At 40.9% G+C, this 20,560-nt stretch carries 13 protein-coding genes; 3 read left to right on the top strand and 10 right to left on the bottom strand.

All coding sequences use genetic code 11. The features are described from left to right. Nucleotides 1–20: 20 nt before the first annotated feature. The 9 genes from GR929_RS06285 to GR929_RS06245 form a co-directional block, all read right to left on the bottom strand. A complete protein-coding gene (locus GR929_RS06285; RefSeq protein ID WP_159518088.1) occupies nt 21–743 on the bottom strand; it encodes a DUF6250 domain-containing protein in 723 nt (240 codons plus the stop codon). Between the two features lie 102 nt (nt 744–845). Beyond that, entirely contained in the window at nt 846–2,135 is a 1,290-nt protein-coding gene (locus GR929_RS06280) for a DUF4861 domain-containing protein (RefSeq protein WP_159518087.1), read from the bottom strand. Between the two features lie 85 nt (nt 2,136–2,220). Beyond that, the gene (locus GR929_RS06275) at nt 2,221–4,365 is read right to left on the bottom strand and encodes a glycoside hydrolase family 65 protein (RefSeq protein ID WP_159518086.1); all 2,145 of its coding nucleotides are present in this window, start codon (nt 4,363–4,365) and stop codon (nt 2,221–2,223) included. An 83-nt stretch (nt 4,366–4,448) separates the two neighbouring features. Continuing rightward, on the bottom strand, nt 4,449–7,148 hold the full coding sequence (locus GR929_RS06270) for an exo-rhamnogalacturonan lyase family protein (protein WP_159518085.1): 2,700 nt from the start codon (nt 7,146–7,148) through the stop codon (nt 4,449–4,451). Between the two features lie 51 nt (nt 7,149–7,199). Continuing rightward, complete coding sequence (locus GR929_RS06265; RefSeq protein ID WP_159518084.1) at nt 7,200–9,245, bottom strand: hypothetical protein; 2,046 nt, start codon at nt 9,243–9,245, stop codon at nt 7,200–7,202. Nucleotides 9,246–9,287: 42 nt separating this feature from the next. Continuing rightward, nucleotides 9,288–10,595, bottom strand: coding sequence for a TolB family protein (locus GR929_RS06260; protein WP_201300919.1), 1,308 nt, complete (start codon nt 10,593–10,595; stop codon nt 9,288–9,290). 167 nt (nt 10,596–10,762) lie between these two features. Continuing rightward, a complete protein-coding gene (locus GR929_RS06255) occupies nt 10,763–12,337 on the bottom strand; it encodes a RagB/SusD family nutrient uptake outer membrane protein (RefSeq protein ID WP_159518083.1) in 1,575 nt (524 codons plus the stop codon). Between the two features lie 34 nt (nt 12,338–12,371). Next, the gene (locus GR929_RS06250) at nt 12,372–15,689 is read right to left on the bottom strand and encodes a TonB-dependent receptor (RefSeq protein ID WP_201300918.1); all 3,318 of its coding nucleotides are present in this window, start codon (nt 15,687–15,689) and stop codon (nt 12,372–12,374) included. A gap of 132 nt (nt 15,690–15,821) precedes the next feature. Next, the gene (locus GR929_RS06245; protein WP_159518082.1) at nt 15,822–16,787 is read right to left on the bottom strand and encodes a FecR family protein; all 966 of its coding nucleotides are present in this window, start codon (nt 16,785–16,787) and stop codon (nt 15,822–15,824) included. 168 nt (nt 16,788–16,955) lie between these two features. Between GR929_RS06245 and GR929_RS06240 the strand changes: the two genes are divergently transcribed. Continuing rightward, nucleotides 16,956–17,528 carry an RNA polymerase sigma factor gene (locus GR929_RS06240; RefSeq protein WP_159518081.1) on the top strand — a complete coding sequence of 191 codons (573 nt, stop codon included), beginning with the start codon at nt 16,956–16,958 and terminating at the stop codon, nt 17,526–17,528. A gap of 115 nt (nt 17,529–17,643) precedes the next feature. Here GR929_RS06240 and GR929_RS06235 read toward each other — a convergent pair whose 3' ends face one another. After that, entirely contained in the window at nt 17,644–19,581 is a 1,938-nt protein-coding gene (locus GR929_RS06235; protein ID WP_159518080.1) for an alpha-L-arabinofuranosidase C-terminal domain-containing protein, read from the bottom strand. Between the two features lie 187 nt (nt 19,582–19,768). On the opposite strand from GR929_RS06235, the gene GR929_RS06230 reads away from it, so the two are divergent. Together GR929_RS06230 and GR929_RS06225 are read left to right on the top strand one after the other, a co-directional pair. After that, nucleotides 19,769–20,107 carry an ArsR/SmtB family transcription factor gene (locus GR929_RS06230; protein WP_159518079.1) on the top strand — a complete coding sequence of 113 codons (339 nt, stop codon included), beginning with the start codon at nt 19,769–19,771 and terminating at the stop codon, nt 20,105–20,107. Between the two features lie 34 nt (nt 20,108–20,141). Further along, complete coding sequence (locus tag GR929_RS06225; protein ID WP_159518078.1) at nt 20,142–20,558, top strand: arsenate reductase ArsC; 417 nt, start codon at nt 20,142–20,144, stop codon at nt 20,556–20,558. The last annotated feature ends 2 nt before the right edge of the window (nt 20,559–20,560 follow it).

Here is a 20,560-nt window from a genome sequence, read left to right as displayed (position 1 = left end):
AGTTTGGTTTGTCAATGCAATTATTTCAACTGGTAAATCTTTAAATCATCTATTTCCTGATGCGACTTGACCGTTCTAAATCCAAAATAACCTTCCTTCAAGGGGCTTGGATCAGTGTATGAAAAATACAAATCGCCATCTACAAATAATTTGGTTGTGCCATCATTCACCAATATCTGGATGTGGTATGTGTGATTTGGTTTCAACAAGTGATGCTTGTCGTTTTTCTCCTGAAGCAAAATGCGCTCGCCCGTTCCATCATATTTCCGGAAACGAGTGGTTGAGTTGTAATTACCTCCAATGCCTGCATAATAAAGACTCAGTGGATGATAAGAAGCAAAAACACCGTCGCGGGTGAACAGGTTTTCATTTTCAGGATCAGTAGCCATCCAAAACTGATTTAAATCTGATAACCGATCGTTTGGGCCATCATTCATGATAACCGTCCGTTTGTATTCAATGAGAATGTTGCCGGAAAGCTTTTTATTCAGCCAAACTGTGGCACCGCCTCCAACATCAATGACCAGTTTTTCATCCTCAATAAAAGCCCGGCTATCTGGAGTTGACTCGACTTCTGCAATCCAGTTTCTCAGGCCCTGATCAAAACTATCCTGATAAAGAAGCCGACCTTTTTGATATTGTTCAACGCAAGCTTGGCCCGTTTTAGACTGTGCCGTTGCAGCGTTTTGAATTCCGGACAGGAGCAAAAAACTAACTGCCAGAATACAAATGATGTGTCGCATGTGAGAATGATTTTGTTAATTCATTTTAATACCTACTATTCGATTGTCATTCGGTGCCATTGATTGATTTTGGACACACCGAAATGACTATAAACGACTGCGCTATTTAATAGTCACTTCAACTGTTGCCGAAAGCTGACTCACTAAATTCTCCAAATAACTTTTGAAATAAGCCGGATCTTTAAAAAGTTCGTCGCTCATTTCCCATCCTGCTACCGCATAATAAGTTACCGGCTTTCCATTTTCCACTTTCAATTTTGCTAAAAAAGATTTCGACAACTGTCCTGTTTCAGGTGCTTCGCCATATCCCTCATACAAATCACGTGGAACAATTAGTGCCAGACCAAGCCACCACTGTCGGTCGTATGTTTGCATATCGTGGGTTGACAAAACCACCCACTCATCATTCATTTCAATTTCCTCCAAAGGGTTCTGGTTATTGATATTGACCAAGCCGATCACTAGAGTTTCATCCCCTTGCAGACCTGAAAACTTCACCGAATTTTGGTAAGCATACATACCGGGCCAAATACTGGTGGTTTCCTCCACGTTGTAATTCCGGTTGTTCGGATGCCAGTTTTCATAATGATAGCTCAACACCGACTTCACCGGCCCTTCAGCCATGATCTGAAAAGTTGTTTTTTCGACATTATTGACAGAATCATCCACCGTCACACCCAAGCGCATTAACTGGTCATCAACCTGCAAGGCATAACCTCCTATGCCAACCGAATTGCCAACCGATAAAATATCGCGTCCCCAGTCAGCCATAACATGATAAGTGTCTTCCACCGCACCTTCATCATTAATCCCAACATTTTCAGGCGACATGAACGATGCTGTTTTGCCGAAAAGATCTTTGGCATTGCGGCCATCCAAATAATCACGGAAGCCCACTTTGTCGTTTTCCCATGAAGGGCCATCTGTTTGATACCGCTGAAAACCAAGGCTCTTTGGGAGTTCGTTGGCATACAATATTTCGGTCGTCGCGGGTTCAACAGGAGTGTCAGCCGAACTACGTTTGCCAAAACGGGCGCTTGTACGCACGACATATTGAGGCTTCTCATTTACCCACTGCAAAGTATAGCTTTCCGATGCTGTTGAAGGCAGGTTAACGACAAAGAACAGTTCATCCCACTTCTTGTCATTATTCAGATCATTCAATTGCGATGGGATTGTGTCTCCTTCTACAGAAATAATCAAGGGAAAAACATCACCTTCGGGAAGATCCGAAATCTGTGACCGATCAATAGAAATGGCTTTATCAGTCAAATCGATGGTGGTAGTATTCGTTAATGCAATCTTAGTCTCTTTTGTTGCCGTTTGGCATTGACTAAAAAGAAGTGTTAAAAATGCTGCTCCTGCGGAAGCAAATAAGGTGTATCGTTTCATTTCATTGGTATTTATTTGTTTTTCTAATCTTCAAAATAAACAGAATTATCTTCTCTTTCACCTTCCCTTATCTACTCAACAATTGTCAAGGTAGTTTCTGAAGGTTCTCTGTCTTTACTTTCCAAGTCCCATCTTTAGGAAAACCAGGAGCATGAACATCCGGAGCTCCATCCCATCCACCTGCCATTAACCCGATGGCAGCAAGAAAAGAACCATTGACAGGCAGGTAAGCCGGATTTTTAATCCCCTCTTTTGGGCGGCACACATAGCCGCTTTTATTAAATTTCGCTTTTGGCACATCATTACAAACAATGTCGATCGCCTTTTTGGTATCGCCGAGGCGGGCAGCAGTCAGCGCTCCTTTTCCCTGGCTCCAGCTCACAAAACTCTCCAAGCCGTTTCGTTCATATATAGCCTCAAAGGTATTTCGCATAATTTGCTCATCAATCATGGGTGTTTTTGGCAAATAGCCGAGTGCCATCAACATGGCTGATGAGTAATTCCCATCCCGGTCATACATTGAAGGATCGGATTCTAACTCCACATATTTCCCATTCTGCATGGTTGGGCGAGCCAATTTATCCAAAATGTCATCCCACAACGAGTCCCTTTCCATATTCAATCGTTCCCTCCACTGCTGGGCTATGGACAATCCATGATACCATTGCGTTAATTCAAAGGTTGGGTTCATGGTTGTATTTTCTTCGGTACTTTCGTTCACACTTTTGATTGGCGGTCCTAAAATATAACGGTCAGTCTCGGGGTCGTAATAAGCATAGGAAGCCAGAAATTTAGCCGATTCAAAAACGATATCCTTGTAACGATGAAGCGTTACCGAATCTTTATGTGCCCGGTAGACCAACTCAGAAAGATAGATTGGGTTTGGATGATTCCAGATAATAAACGGATTGATTGTACCGGGGCTTACACGCCCGTCAATCCCTGACATTTTAGGCCAGCGAGCTCCTTCGAATCCTTTGCTTTGTGCATCAGCCTGAGCTGCCGGAAGGATTTTTCCATACCACGAAAGTCCCTTTTCCAGCAACTCTGTATGATTCCACTGGTAAAACTGGGCGGCATGTATCCAATAAACTTCGGAGTTATGCTTTCCGTACCAACTGATGTTTGACAGTCCGGACTCCTGAGGAGGAAAACTCCCGGAATAATTGACCTTCATCAAATATTGAGACAGCACAATCCGGCGTTCCAGCTCATCAGCTCGTGGATCTGTACTTTCACTCAAGTCAACCGCGGCTCCTTCTGTCCAGAACGTTTGCCAGGAATCAGCGCTCATCTGTTTGATATCATCAAATGAAAGATGCTGAGCGCCAGCTTTCGTTGGTAAAAATTCGCAGACCAATACCAAGTGATCTGAGCCTTTCGCATCAATGGTAAACTCATGGGAGCCCACTTTATTCCATTCCCCGGAATTCTCCCAACGAATGTCAATCCAATAGGAAGTGCTATCGATCGCGCGTTTCAATAAGACATGATTGTCTGACTTCTCAGCCACCTCAGTTAGATGCTTATTCGTGCTCTTCCAGTCAAAAGCCGGTTTGTTTTTTAGCGAAAAATCATATGAATAAGGGAAGTGGAACGAGGGTCTTAATTTGCCGGATTCGATTAACGAAGACTCAATCCTGAATGCGATAATACTTTTGGTGGGGTGACATACAGTTTCTACAGAAACAGGCTGCCCGTCAACCTGATATTGACTATTGGCAAGTCCCTGCCATAAATCAAGCACCTGGTCAATTTGCTTGATCGAGCTTCGCTCAAGCGATTGATTATTTTCATCGACCAACCCTATTTTTCCCATGGGCACCGGGTGCGGATTGATTCGAAAATAATCACCCGCAGGGCTGTTCTGATTACTGGCATACTTTATTTTCCGCCCATGAAAATCCGACTCCTTCATGGCATCCTCGAGCGTCAGATTATTCGTGTTTGGGAAAGCATGCCATGTCCAGGTTGTTCTCGTTTCCAAAGGCACTCCATTTTCGTAATAATAATTCTCAAAGGATTGGAGCCCGGTTACATCCAACGTATACGCAAAGTCGCCATTTCCCAAAGTTAATGGTGCCAACGGATCGATTTCCTGCAAATGCACGTTATGGCGGGTAACTAAAGCAAATCGGTCAATGGAGTCGGATTTTAATGAACTTCCATTATTACAACTCCACAAGAAAAGTAGGAGCAAATAAAGGGATGACTGTATTAGTTGTTTCATTGGTGTTAGCCTTTAAGCAAGTTAACTACGTTTGAGTATTCGACTCAAAAAAAAGAACAATAAACAAAGTTAATCGATCAAACCTATTTTGCATCCTGTACTCTCGGGTTATCTTCCGGAAGTTGATCGCCAATTAATTCCAACAATTCAATAGCATTCAAACACCACTGTGCGGTATTGTTGGTTGATACCCCTTTAACTTCATAGATTGGCTCCAGACTTTGTATACCAGTAAACTTTTCCATTTTAAAGCTTGTAACTCCCCACTTCGAATCAGCATTGAAAAACATTTCCCAAGCCATTTTTGCATAATCCTGGTTTCCTGTTCTTTTTGCATAATAGGCCGGCAACCTCGAATACCAGGGAGCAGGATCTCCAAGTTTCACCTCGACTCCAAACGCTTTCTCTACTGAATCAACAGGCTGAGCATACAACTTGCAAAACTGCATCCAGCGTTTGTCCCATGTCGAATTATCAATCAAATTTGTTAATTCAAATGCGATCTCCGGGCCTCCCATCAACACGGATAAATGGCTATACCCGATATCCTGGGGATGCAACTGGTATAGCTTGTAGGTTTCCGGATCATATCCCATTGCAGCACCTTTTCCGGAGAAAAAACCATAAGGCATTTTATCCAAACTTTTCACTCCGGTCAAAATTCTTTCTTTGTATTGATCATTACCGGTGCGTTCCCAGGCAGTCATCCAGTTGCCGACTAACGCCAACCAGTCGGGGCCAAAACGTGCATGAGTGGGATATTCACTTTTATCCAGAATCAGACGTAAGGGATCAAGATTTCCGATGGCCCGGTTTGAAGCTTCAACCGATGCCTGCATCAAATCTCCGGTTCGTTCATCGGTAGTCAGGTAATAATAAAAGCGGCCAAGGGCAGCCTGAGCAATTCGGACTTCTTTCGCACCACATCCCCAATGACGCACATTATGCCGGGATCCCAAACCTTCAAATTCACCCAAATGATAGACATCCACCTCTCCGGTATGGCGGGTCATCGCTTCAGCCGTTCTAAAAATATCTTCTCTGCCAGATCGCAAATAACTGTACCAAAGCCACATGTTGGGCATGAGTTCCGTGTTATCCCAAGCAAAACCTCCGATATCGTACATCCATACATGGCGATCTGAGTCATAAGCATGCATGACATCACCATAGTCCCAGAATCCATACCAATGGCGTTGTTCAACTTCCAATTGATAATATTCAAAAGCATTATCTAACTGATTTTCAATCCAAAGTTTACCTTTTGTACTTCTATCAGGCAAACTCCAAACACCAAAAACAGAAGTTTGATGAATATACTCGGGAGTAGCCGTTAATAAAGGTGGATTGTTGACTTGTTCAGCCAAATCACTCAAGGTCTCATACGATGGAACATCCGATGATGCAAATAGCACAAGTTCAGTCGTTCGACCGACTCCCGTTGGCGTACTATGCCCAGGCTGAACATCTTCATAACTGGCGTTGAGGTTGTGCCCCCACTGCAAAGTATCATAGTGGCGCATGTCCATTGCTTCAGCTTCAGGAGACCAAAGCCAGGCTCGCAACTCGGCCTGATCGGTAGTGGCATCTCTCACTTCCAAAGACGAAGGAAACGATTGCCAGAAATCGCGCATACAAATCGCCAATCCGCCAGAAACATCACCAACGAAAGCTAACCCGTTGGATCTTCCTCCAGCCCCTGCATCAATCCAGGCACTTTGGTCGTTCGTACGCTTTTTCACTCGAAAACCCTCGGCGTTATGCTGAACCAACTGAAAATCGTTCCACGAAGCCCAGTGTTTCACCAAAAACTGGTTGCCCTTGTCAAGCGCATCTATTTCAGGGATTCGCTCTCCCCTCAACTGCTTTTCATACAAATTCTCCTGGTTATGAATAAACGGACGTCGTCCTTTTAATGGCTGAACCGGCTCATCCCATAATCTACCATCTTCACCTGAAAATCGAACATGACGGTTATACCATGTTTCGTTTAGCGGCACATCAAAAAAGACACCCAATCCCCGGATAAAATCCTCGTGCTGATCACCATCATAAATGATGGTATGTACCATGCGAACAGCTTGTTGCCCTTGGTAAAAATAAAGTCGAACGATAAAAGGCAACCACTGTTTTGTTCCGTTTTTAGCCACATGTTTACCTTCAATCTTTACCACTGCTCTCACAGGACCATTTTGCTCCAGTTCTACTTTCTCAATCTTTCCTATAAACTGATTAATTGTAGGTTGATTTCCCAACTCAACGCCTGGTCCTTCCTGTGCGAAACAGATTAGTTGACCAGCGGAGGCGGCTTCCTGATGATTAACTGACAATGACTGAATGATTTTCGATCCTTCTTTTGGAATGACGCATTGAATCAAACCGTTATTGATTTGCAATTCATTCGGATTATTCAGAACTATCGGTTCTTCCGAAGAAGAAGCTTCTGCATCATTCGATTGAAGGTTGAAAGTTGAACCGCCACCTTTTGATGCTACTGTACTTAACCCAATCCATTTGATACTGCCATCAGGCCAATAAGCCAGGGGCCAGGATTGTACCGGCAATTGTTGATCTTGTGTGTTTGTTAAAACGAACTGATCGGATTTCTTAATTGCTCCTTCAGAAAATGGAACTCCCCAGCTAACTCCGGTTGATAATTTAGGAGGATGATCTCCAAGCCATTTTAGTTTAACAACCGACGCCTCCTGAGACATAACCACGATATGTCCAGAACCTAGAACCAAAAGAATCAATGCGAATATTATCTTCCAAATTTTACCCATTTCTAGTTAATTTATATCAATTTAAAATGAACTAAGGTCATTTAATTAGTGCTAGTTAAAATCAAGAATGATTTCCTGATCATCTTTATTGATTTTAATAATACCGCTTCCGTATTTTGATTTGATAAAGGGACTATCAAATAGCATTTCCGGCGAATAATCAATCCTCTCGCCATCAATCATCGATATTTCATTGTTTGCCAGATTGAAATATAACTCGCTGGCATCTTTGCCACACCCTAGATAATGCAAAATATTAAACCCAGCCACCACGGTTTTATCCAGCACTAATGGGTTATTCAAAACATCCTCCATAAATGCTTCCAATGTTTGATGAAGAACACGTCGTGATGCTTCAAATATCATCCCTGCATATTTGTCTTTGAGATAGATCATATTTCTATTTGGGCTCCAAACATAGCTGTTCTCAACCAATTCACTATGTACTCCCGGAACACTGTCATCGCCAATGACAACCCGCACGGCTAAAAATGCATCTCCATTTTCTACGAATATCCAGCCATCCTTTTCTACCAAACGATCATGGTTCTGTCCAAAATAAATACCATAATCGTTGCCTATCATTGTTTTAGAAGGATACCAGTCTGGATTAACTTGAAAAAAACGTCGGGTCTGTTGAACTAGCATCACACGTTCAGTTTGCACGGCCCTGCACAATGCATGTTCATTTGTCCAGCCTCGTGTATTCACTGAAACATCAGTTGGATAAACCCTGGGACTATTTTCTCCTTTAAAAATAATGCCCAACCATCGGGCTTGAACACTTAAATGACTATGAACAGCAGCCGGATGATCCATTTGACAACCCAAAATATAATCAGGTGTGATCCAACTATATCGCACAAAACGAGCCTCCGTATCGCACAACATGGTGCGTTCGGTTCCTAAAGGCCTTGGCCATTTATTTTCCTCTTCACCTGGTTTACGCGACAGATAGGCAAATTCGCCAAGCCCTTGGCGATCCAGGGCAATCTTCCAAATAATTGGATTCAACTGGTACTTGCTTATTAACTGTGTAAAATAATGATCGCTGGCGCTACCTTCACCACCAAAATAGAAACGGCTTTGATTATACATTGCTCCGTCCCACTTATTTCCATCCTTAACCCGCGTTTTGGCACCTCCTCGCACACCATTCAGTTGATCCAGCGCCCAGTCTGCCCATACTGCATCGAGAAATTTCCCTGCCTTTTGAACCAGCACACTGTCGCCACAAAGATCAAATATATCCGTCAGATAAGGAACGCTCACCGCCATATAATGGGGAGAGGCTACTTCAAGAAAAAATCCTTTCTTCGCCCTTTCCAGAAAATACTTGTTAAAATAGGAAACCCATTCCTTATAATGATCAGCCGCAGTGTACTTTTCCCCATCTTTATAGTTTCCACGCGGTTTCGGACCGTCATCAGTTCCACCGCCATACATACGATGAAACCAGAACTTATAACCACCGCCATTGCCTAAATCAGGATAAATGCGATCCTTAAATTCCGCCTCATTCATGAAAATTTGAGAAGTAACTAAACTACTAACCTTAGCAACAATATCATGATTTTCGCTGCCTTCCATCCACCATGTACTCCATCGAGCTAAAAGGATATCATCTTTATACTCCATCCGCTGCCAAAGCATTTCTAAAAGTGCTTTTTCTGTTTTAGGATATAACCGTCCGGGCGAAATAGTCCCCTTGGCTCCAAAAGCGTAATATAAATGATAAAGCCATTGATTTAGAGATAGATTCCAGTAGTCGCTCAGCCCATTTATCTGAGAGTCCTCGCTCGTAAAGATGGCAAACAAGGCGTCATTCACCTGATCAAGTTCTCTGCCAAGCCACAACGATGCGAAATAAGAACTGTAAGGTATTCTCCGATTATCGCCGATTTTTAAAGCAGCTCGCTCAAATGCCTGCTGAATACGAATTGGTTTCGTATCATGAGCCTTTTGTATGTATTCCTGAACGTTTTCTTCTGAATAAACAAAATTCTGGTCATCGAGAGGATTTTCAAACTTGTCTGCTAAGCAGGCCAACCGGGAAATCAAACATATTGCGATTAAAAGAAGCGTCCTTTTGTCCATTTCTCATTATTTTAAATTATTCGGGCGTGTAGCTGTTTGCTCCTATTTTTCGGGGAATAATGGCAAAAGCAAAACATCGCTATCAGTAAACAAACTGGAATTAATCAACACCCATTTACCATCTGGACTGACTGATGGATGAAGATGTGCTTCATCTGTAAACGGGCTGATGCTATTTTTTCGATGTCCTTGGGTGAGTAACACCACATCGTTATTATCTTCTGCGTTAATTCGATAGAGTTTTCCATCAAAGGTGTCGGCAACAATCCACTTTCGATCGGGTGTTGCGTTACAATGCCAATACCCTCCCATACCGGTCTGTCCATGAAAAGCTGGTTCATTAGTCCGAATATTCAAAGAATAAAGTCCCGTTTGATTGGTTTGCAGACGATCAAGATGTCCCATGAGGTGAAACAAAATATGGTTGGGCCCCATAAAAACTTCATGTGTTACCCAATCGTTGTCGTCTTCATTGTAAATGGGATTATTGGTTACGTTCCCATCATCATCGACGGTCATGTACCACATGCGTTGCGGAGAATCACCTCCCGTTTCCCAGCAATACATCACTTCACCTGTGACAAACGGATTAGATTGCAAATGACCGATTCGGAAGGGAACCTCTAAAACTTTTTGTGTTATACCTGAATCAAACCCGACACTATAAATAGCCGAAGTTTGTGGATTGATTCTCGAAGAGAAAAATACTCGATTTTCTTTGGCGTCCAATCCTAAGCCGGAAGGGCGAATCGAGTCGGGAACAGTTGCTAAAACCACTTCGTATTCCTCGGGGGCACCTACATTATCCTGCTTGCTATCTTCCAATAGCTTTTCAAGCTGAAGTTCAATCAACTGATTTCCCCGGAATAAATAAGCTGAGTTTTTATGCCACCCTAAGTGCAAGTCGCTTCCTCTGTCGCCTGTTGTAATTTGTACTATCTCAAAGTTATCCATCGAAATAGCATAGGCCTGCCGATCTCTTTTTTCACGCGAGGAAGTTCGGTTTGATGTGATCACCACATATTTCCCATCAGCAGTCCATTGTGGATGAGTTTGGTACATTTTGGAGTTGTTGTGGCGTGAAGTGGTCAAGGCGTTAACTGTTGTTCCAGTCACGTCATCAACATAGGTAAAATTTTCGGAAGGGAAACGTTGTCCAAAAACATCATCACCAGCCATATCAAATGTGTGATAAACTCCCGATAGATGAGAGCAATCAACACCATTTACCGTCTGGCTTCGGCTTGCTACTGCAATGAACATAAAACAACTAATCAAAAGTATTTTCCTAAACGAAAGATTTGCCAGGGTTCTGACTTGATAGGCTGGAGTAATGCAATAATTCTTCATTTGGTTAGGTTTAAGTAAGATACAAACATGAACGTTCTATTCCGGTGTATCGGCAACACCACCCAAAATATTATTTTGGATATTTAAGGATATATAGATAGCAGGAACTAAAGAAGCTAAAACAGCCCGGAATAAATTCCGAGCTGTTTTTTTTAATAAGATTAAGATTAATAGCCAGGATTTTGTTGCAATTTATTATTTGCATCAATGGCTCTTTTAGGTATTGGAAACAGGTTCCAGTGATCGTCAGATGCGGCGGCCTTAAACTCCCACGCATCGTTAAATTTACCAAAACGAATCAAGTCATTTCTGCGCTTCATTTCAAAAGCCAGTTCACGACCGCGTTCCTCAAAAATATCGTTTAACGTAACTGAAGTTAATTTACTCGCATGGCTTCGTTCCCGAACTTGATTGACCAAAGGTAAAGCCTCACCAAATTTATTTTGACGAGCCAATGCTTCAGCTTTCATGAGAATAATATCAGCTAAACGAAACCAGGCAATATCGTTTCCTGCATTTCCGCCATTTGTATTTGGGTCAAGTCCCCACTTGATCCATTTGATTCCAGCATTCATTGGCTGATTTCTAATTCCAGTTGCTTCAATAATCACATAAGGAACGGGACCTTTAGTTGACACACCTTCTTCATACAAGAAAGAGTTTCCATCCGGGACAATTTCTTCAACCATGACTGTTTCACCATTACGAGGATCCTTTAATTCGCCAGGCATTAGGAACAATCCCTTTCGATCATCTTGCTCTTCATACAAAGCAGCAACTGATGGTCTGGTTCCAAAACCATTTTGAGGAGTATAAGGTAGCCCAAACAAACCGCCTCCAATTCCAGGAAGTACTTTTTGTACAATTGGGTGTCCAATTCCGCCGGTAATATCAGGTGTATACACACCTGCCCAAATCATTTCTTCGTTTTCCTCATTGTTGTATACGAAGTTATCGAAATAGTCATCCAATAATCTAAAAGCACCAGAGTTAATAACCAGATCAGCATTTGTAATTACTTTATCCCACTGCGCTGTTCCTGTATAAACTTCGGCATTTAAATAAACCATAGCCAATAGACTGTAAACGGCTTCTTTGGTTAATCTTCCATAGTACTCACTTCCAACATCGTTTTGTGAAGGCAATTCAACAACAGCTTCACCAAGCTCCGAAATCACAAAATCGAAAACTTGTTGTCTCGAATTTTGATCCGGCAAGTTATTGGGATCAACTTTAGGTTCAGTAAAAATTGGAACGCTACCAAACAGATCCATCAAATAGAAATAGGCGTAAGCTCTTAAAGCTCTCAATTCAGCTTTTGCTCCTGCAACATTATCCAACCCGGCAGCGTCAAGTGAAGCAATCAGGGCGTTGGCCTGGCCAACGGTCAGGAACAAGGTGTTCCACATGCTCCAAAGATAACCATGATCTGCATCCCACTGATGTTCGGCCAATTGCTCAAAACTACTATTGGCCCACCAGCCTTGAATTTTACCATGTACGACTACTTGATCAGTGCAACACTCCAGCACTCGATATGGAGCACCAAAAGTTGGGATTCCCGCAAAATTTCTGTAGGCTCCAGATAATGATGAAAGGACCTGCGCATCGTTCGCGTAAAAGTTGTCAGGAGTATAGATTGAATAAACGTCTTCTTCAAGCTCACAACTCGAAAACATGATAAGCAAGAAGGAGAGACAAACAATAAATTGCTTATTTATAAGTAATTTGAAAAATTTCATAATCTTAAATTTTAATAGTTATTCACCCTTCTGTTTAAAAAGACAAACTTGCTCCAAGCATGAAAACACGAGGTCTTGGATAAGATAAGTAGTCAATACCAATCGGCGCTACACCTCCACGGTTTGTATTCGTTCTCACTTCAGGATCAAAGCCAGAGTAATTGGTAATTACAAATAAGTTTTGCCCAGTCAGATAAAGTCGTGCTTTTGATAAAAAGGTCAAACGACTGGTGTCAAAGGTATACCCGATACTCATGTTATCTAAACGCAGGTAACTGCCATCTTCCAACCACTGAGAAGAGAACTGAGAAATCTGATCACGACTCATTCCGAGGTCAAGTGCTGATTTAAGAATATTAACACCAGGAGCAGCATTTACGTATGAAAACTCAGCTGCTGTGTTGTTATATATTTTATTTCCGGAAACACCCCTGAAAGAAATAGACATATCGAAGTTCTTCCAGAAAAAGCTATTGCTAAATCCAAATGTGAAATCAGGATTAGCAGATCCCAAAACGACCATGTCAGCTCCATCCACTCCATCTTCATCAAGATAAGTTTCCATGCCGTCAGCGTCCAAACCGGTAAATTGCCGCCCATAAAAAGTACCCAACTCATACCCGGGTTTTATAATTTGTGTTGAACTTCCGTTACTAACAACTCCTGAAGTTGCATTCGTTAGGATTTCATCTCTCGAAAAATTCTCATTCGAGAGCGTAATAACTTCATTTTTATTGGTAGAGAAGTTGAAATTCGCATTCCATTGGAATTCATTTTTGCGTATAATCTTACCATCCAGCGACAATTCGAAACCGGTATTGTCAACTTCACCAACATTGGCCCACTGACTAGTAACCACGGATGGAGATGCAGTTGAGAACTCCAATAGTAGATCAGTAGTATGTTTCTTATAAAAGTCTAACGTACCAGCTAAGCGCTGATCCCACAATCCAAAGTCGATTCCAATATTGGTTTGGCTGGTTGTTTCCCACTTCAAATCCGGATTTGGGTAGTTACTTGGTAGCACACTTGGAATAGCGGTTCCACCTAAAACGTAAACATTAGAACCTGAAATGGATAACTGCTCACGAAACAGATCATTCGGAATTTCCTGATTACCAGTCACACCATAACCCACGCGAACTTTCATATTACTGATTTTTGAGCTGTTGAAAAATGGCTCATCAGACAATTTCCAGGCAAATGCACCTGACGGGAAAAGTCCATACTGGTTGTTGCCCCCAAAGCGACTGGAACCATCTCGACGTAATGTCGCAGTAAATATGTAACGATCCAGTAGTTTATAATTTGCGCGGGCATACATTGAGGCTAAACGATTAGCAGACTTGTATGAAGTATTAGAAACCAGGCTTCCTGATTGCATCAAATTCCATTTAACTGAAGATGCAACAAACTGGTTGGCAGCGGTAAACGTATTTTCGGTCACAAATCGTTGAAAAGAATATCCTGCCAGAACTGTTAATGAACTGCTGTTTTCAAATTCTTCGTTATACGTTAGGTTTGTTTCAATCAACGAACTTGAGTTTTGTATTTTACTAATTGAGGCACGACCATTTTCAGCCTGTCCAATCGGATGGGATGCAGGAACAGCAGTATAACGATTCACTGCCTCATCATTGTGCCCAACGTTAACACTCACTTTAAGTTCGTCGAGGATATTGTATTCAATATTGGCATTCCCTAAGAATAGGCTTGTATTTCGCTCATCTTCAATCTGTTCTCCCCACGAAACCGGATTAACCCGTAACTCACCAATTTGATAAAAGCTACCATCTTCGTTATAAACAGGAAGCGTAGGAGCCCAACGAATCGCATCTTTTAACATATTACCACCTTCATTCCCCACATTGGAAGAAACAGGTGCAATATCATCTAAAATCTTACCATAAGTCAAATTGATTCCAATCTTTAATTTTCCATCCATTCCTGTTTGATTGGCATTTAAACGCGCCGTGTATTTTTCAATTCCCGACGACTCAATGATACCATCTTGAGCATTATACCCAAAAGATGCACGGTAATTACTGGAAGCTGAACCTCCACCAAACGACAAATTATGATTCTGACTGAGTGCTGTTCTGTAAATAGCATCCTGCCAATCAGTATTTGCTCCTTCATCAGGAAATGCAAGGTTATTACTTTGCGCATAGTTACGGTATTCATCTGCTGACAGTACTTCTAAACTTTTACGCACTGAGGATACTCCAACATAAGTATCGTAAGAAACTGATTCTCCCAAATTTTTACTTTTAGTTGTAATGATGATAACTCCATTTGCCCCCCTTGATCCATAGATCGCTGTTGCAGATGCATCTTTCAATATTTCAATTGATTCAATATCAGAAGGATTGATTGCATTCAACGGGTTAGTACCTTCAGATGAGAATGGTGAAGTACTTGATTCACCGGCAACATTAACATACTTATTAGCCGAGCTGAATTGCAATGGCACTCCATCAACTACATACAAAGGATCATTTCCTGCGGATACAGAACTTGATCCTCGAACACGAACAGTGGAAGCTGCCCCTGATTGTCCACTATTTTGGATAATATTTACCCCTGCAACCTTACCTTGCATGAGTTGCTCTGGCGCAACTGTTATTCCTAGATTAAAATCTTTAGCATTAATAGAAGAAATAGAGCCCGTAACATCTTCTCTTCTTACCGTACCATATCCAATGGCAACAACTTCTTCAAGACCAATAGTTTCATCCTCTAAAATAACATTTAATTTACTTTTACCGGCTACCGGTACTTCTTGACTTTTCATCCCTACAAAGGAGAAAACCAACACTGCATCAGAAGGAACTGCAGACAACATGTACCTACCATCGAAATCGGTAATTGTTCCATTTGTAGTTCCTTTAATAACTACCGTTACACCCGGAAGAGCTTCTCCTCCAACTCCGGTAACAGTACCTTCAACATTTAATTCCTGTTGAAGCATGTTGGAATTCTCTTTTTCGTTGGTATTGAAAAGAGCAACTTGCCGGCCTACAATTCGATATCCAATTTCTGTTTGATCCAGCACTTGTTGAAGAATTGTTTCCAGATTTTTGTCCTGACTATTAATCGAAACCTTTTTGGTGGTATTAATAACACCAGAATAAAAGAAACGATACTGACTTTGATCCTCAATTGTTTTTAAAACATCTTCAATCGTTTTGTTTTTTGCAACCACCGACAGTTTTGTCGTTTGAGAATAGGTTCCTGAAGCGACCGCTGTAAAGATCGTTAAGCATAAAATAAAGATACTTAGCTTCATAACAATTAGTAGTTTAAAGAAGAAAACACTTATACCAGCTTCCTTCAATCCATTTTTTTTCATAAGTTTGAATTGTAAGATTAATAATTTGCAAAAATTATTCACTACAGGTGGGGAAGTTCGCGGCTTTCCCACCTTTTTAGCTTTTGTTTAGTTAGACTTGTGTTACATAGGCATGCTGTTTATTCCAAATAATTAATATTTTCTTGTAATAATAAGTTTCCGAAGATCCTTATCGTATTGATAGTCGACTGGCATTGTAAGCTGCATTAAATCCAACACTTCCCGAAATGCTTCAAACTCAATTTTCGCAGTTACTTTACTGTTTAATAGTGATGGATCAACAATTTCAATCTCGACATTATACCATCGTTCCAATTTCTCAGCTACAGTGCTTAACGGATCATTTTTAAATATCAACTGATGATCCTTCCATGCAGAGTACAAATGGGTATCCACTGTTTTCAGCGTAATGTTGTACTCCGAAGTATCAACAGTCGCCTGATGTCCGGGCAAAAGAAATCGCTTCTGATTTGACTCAGTCCTCAGGGACACTTTTCCTCGCTCCAATGTGATTGCTGGCAATTCATTATCATATGCCAAGACATTGAAGGCAGTTCCAAGCACTTCGATATCGACATGCTTAGTTTCAACTATAAATGGTTTACTTCCCTTTTTTACATCAAAATAAGCTTCACCTGTAAGTTTTACGATTCTCTTATTACGTGTAAACTTACTAGGAAAACGAATTGACGAACCCGCATTTAACCATACTAAAGTACCATCAGACAGCTCGAATGAGGTTTGTGATGCCAGCGGTGTCACAATGGTTTGTTCAATACCTGAAGATCGACTCTGCCATTGAATAAAGTACGCGATCAACAACGGAACAAATAAAACAGCCGCAATTCGAGACACATAAAACAATAATTTTCTGGTCTTTGAATCTCCAAGTTCTGTTTTATTCAATTCGTAATGAATTCGATGTAATGTGGGAGATAAGTCTGGAGTTTCAATCGTCCGATCATTGTCTTTCCAATCTTCACTCATATTCTCTTCGAACACTTTTTGATTTTTTTTGTCGGTCGCAAGTTCAATAAAGGACTCGAAATCCTCCGTACTACAACTATCGCTCAAATATTTCCTGAAATATGATTTCATCCTTCTTTTTTGCTTTCTTACATGGTATACGTCTATAGGTAGAAGTACCCCTGCTATAACTTCTTCTTTTTTTTTCTTTCTATGGAAAAAAGATTAGGTTGCGTGTCTATTATTATTTTCAAAAGAACATTTTCGTAAATTTACATTTTCAAAAACGAGACGTGCTCTATGAAAGATGCAGATCTAATTAAGGAACTGAAAAGTAATAACAAGAACTCGGTCAATCAACTCTATAGCAAATATAGTGATCGGCTATACCGATTTATTTTTGGTTATTTGAAAACTGAAGAAGATACCCTTGATTTGATTCAGGAAATATTCATTAAAATCTGGAATAATCGGAATTCCTTAAGAGAAGACACCAGCTTCGAGTCTTATCTTTTTACGATTGCAAAAAACACCATTATTTCAACCTTCAGAAAAAAGCTTTCTGAAAAAGAATATTTCGAGTACGTAAAACAAAAGGCTGTTAAGAATTCGAGCGAAACTGAGAAACAGGTAGATTACAACTTATTGTCAGAAAAAGTACAGTTTTATGTAGACAAACTACCCGAGCAACGAAAGCGCATTTACACATTGAGTGCAGAAAAAGGATACACCAACAAAGCCATAGCCAACGAATTAAACATATCTATCAAAACCGTTGAAGATCACATCACTAAAGCCCGCCGATATTTACAGGACAATTTAAAAGAGTACGGCTTTGTGGCCATACTCTTTCTTAATATATATATCTGGTAAGGAACTAATTTTGAACCCGCTGGGTAAAACGATTCAAATAGAAGAAAAATCAATTTTTCACGTAACAGGATGATTTCCGATAAAATTGAAATCTAAAAAGCTCTCGCAACATTCACTAGTTTAAAATGAACACAGAAAAAGATTCTGGTTTCAATACTACGTTTAATTTATTCTGTGAACTTTCAATCGATTGTTTTTTAGGCACAATTAAATTCGGGTTCTCCAACGTGTTTTCAACCTCTAAGTCAGCCTTCAAAATAACTTGCTCTCCACTTTTAACTTCCTGTTTCAACTTACTAAAATCAAAGTCAACAGTTCTGGGCTCTTTCGAAGTATTTGCAACTTTAATTATCAGCTGATTTTTATTTTCATCAATTACGGCACTTGCATACAATCCGTTTTGGCCGATCACGTTTTTCTTATTCAGTTTTACTTGTAACGCTTCGGTTCCTTTGTTTAAGCTGTACAATTGTTGCACATAGTAATTGGCTGATTTTACCGACCGTAAATTGTCAAACCAAATCATATCAGGCTTCCATTGCCAGGCATCAACGTGAGCAAACAAAGGCGCATAAGTCGCCAGATGAACAACATCAGCATTGCGTTCCAGGCCTGTCATAAAAGCAGCCTCACAAAGCGCCGAGTAAAAGGAGTTTTTCTTCTCCGGATAATCGTGGCAAGCATATTCTCCGGCGAACACTTTGGGGCCTTTCCGGCTATAATTATCATAGCGCCCGGCATTACTTAAAAACCAATCCGGATCTTTATAATAGTGTTCATCGACCAAGTCAGCATCCAGCTCCTTCATCTTACTCCAGAGGTAGTCAAACCGTTCTCCATCGGCACTCGGACCAGAAGAACCGATAACAAGCATGTCAGGATATCTGGCATTTATGGCATCAATAAACTGCTTTAAATGCTCCGGAAAATCTTCGCCCCATTGCTCGTTTCCAATTCCAATCATTTTCAGATTAAAGGATTCCGGGTGCCCCATTTCAGCACGAACTTTTCCCCATTTCGAATCGACCGGGCCATTGGCAAATTCAATTAAATCCAAGGCATCCTGAATATACGGAGTCAGATCTTCGGCTACCTCTTCAGTAGCATATTGGCACGCAATTCCGCAGTTTACAACGGGCAAAGCGTCAGCTCCTAAATCTTCACACAACTGAAAATACTCAAAGAAACCCAATCCGTACGATTGAAAATAATCGGGAGTAAACCGATGTTGGAATTCATAATTCCAACGGTTCTCGTTTATCGGGCGATTTTCAACAGCACCAACTGAATTTTTCCACTGGTAACGAGTAGCCAGTGAATTTCCTTCAATAATACATCCTCCGGGAAAGCGAAAAATACCTGGTTCCAGATCAGCCAAAGCCTGAGCTAAATCCTGACGCATGCCATTTTCGCGACCTTTAAATGTTTTTTCAGGAAACAACGAGACATGTTCAATATCGACCGCTCCAAACGATCGCAAATCAATACGCAGCTTTGAGTGAGTATCGGTTTGCGAAGGTGTTAATGTCAATGTATATTTTTGCCATTCATCCGAGTCAACCGCAATGTCGTCTTTCGCTAAAATGTCCATCCCTGATGAAATCAGTTCAACTCTGAGCTTTCCTTCTTTTAAATCAATATTTCTGGCATAGAAGCTGAGATTGTAACTTTCATCCTTCTTGAGCCCAATTCCACGAAACCCTTCGTTAATAATTCCGGTTCCGGTTAACAAGCCCGTATTATTCAACCTCAAATAATGTGGGTTACGCTCAAAGGGAGCATCCTCCGTCCGCACATCCACTTTCCCATAAGTTAGCCAGCCCATTGTCGGCGAGTTCAAAAATTCAAACGAGCGGTTTTTAATCAACTCCGCATACAATCCACCATCGGCTGCAAAATTAATATCCTCGAAGAAAACACCATACATATTGGGTTGAATGGGAATTTCCTTTTTAGGTTTCGTAATTTCAATTTCATACACCTTGTCTTGCGCTTTTAATTGAATAGAAAAAGCAACTAAAAACATCAGAATGAATAGATTCTTTGTTGTCATGATTAATCTTTTAGTAGTTGTGTTTTTTTAACTTTTGACACCGATTACAAAAGTAGCAAATCAATAAGAGTATTTTTTACTCTTTAAACCTATTTTTTAACATCGTGAAATATTTACATTTACTTAACGTATACATACGCCACAATTTTAATTTATGACGTATATTTGCGTCAATAAATTGAAAATAATGACGTACGCCAAGGTAGAACTTTTTGACCAAGACTTGCAGGTAGCGGCAGGCTATTTCAAAGCCCTTTCGCACCCCGCCCGTTTAGCAATCCTGAAATACCTCACTGAATCAAGAGTCTGCATTTCAGGCGATATTTCAAACGAGCTGCCTTTAAGCAGAACAACGGTAAATCAACACTTAAAAGAGTTGAAAGAAATTGGTTTAATCCAGGGAACAATAAACGGATCGAAAACTAATTACTGCTTGAATAAAGCTAAAATTGAAGAGATGAAACAAGTGTTGAACAGATTTACAGATAGCGTGCAATTACCCGAAGATTTCTCCTGTAAAAGTTAATTTTAAATAGATACAAAATCAAATTTTGACAAATATGAAAGTATTAATACTCTGCACCGGCAATAGTTGCCGCAGCCAAATGGCTCATGGATTCTTGCAATCCTTCGATCCGTCAATAACAGTATGTTCCGCAGGCACCGAGGCATCCGGCAAGTTGAATAAAAAAGCGGTTCAGGTCATGTCGGAAATTGGCATCGACATCAGCCAACACACTTCTGATCCGGTTGGTAAGTACCTGAATGATGAATGGGACTACGTAATAACAGTTTGCGGAGGAGCTAACGAAAGTTGTCCGGCTTTTATCGGTAAAGTAAAAAAACGCTTGCACATTGGGTTCGACGACCCGTCGCATGCCGTGGGAACCGACGAATTTATTATGAGTGAGTTTTACCGGGTTCGCGACGAAATTAAAGCCCGTTTTCATGAATTCTACCTGCAAAATATAAAATAACC

It is taken from the genome of Sunxiuqinia indica (assembly GCF_009847015.1).
GTDB classification, from domain to species: domain Bacteria; phylum Bacteroidota; class Bacteroidia; order Bacteroidales; family Prolixibacteraceae; genus Sunxiuqinia; species Sunxiuqinia indica.
Note: the sequence above shows the minus strand (reverse complement) of the source record. Positions and strands in the feature narration are given on the sequence as shown.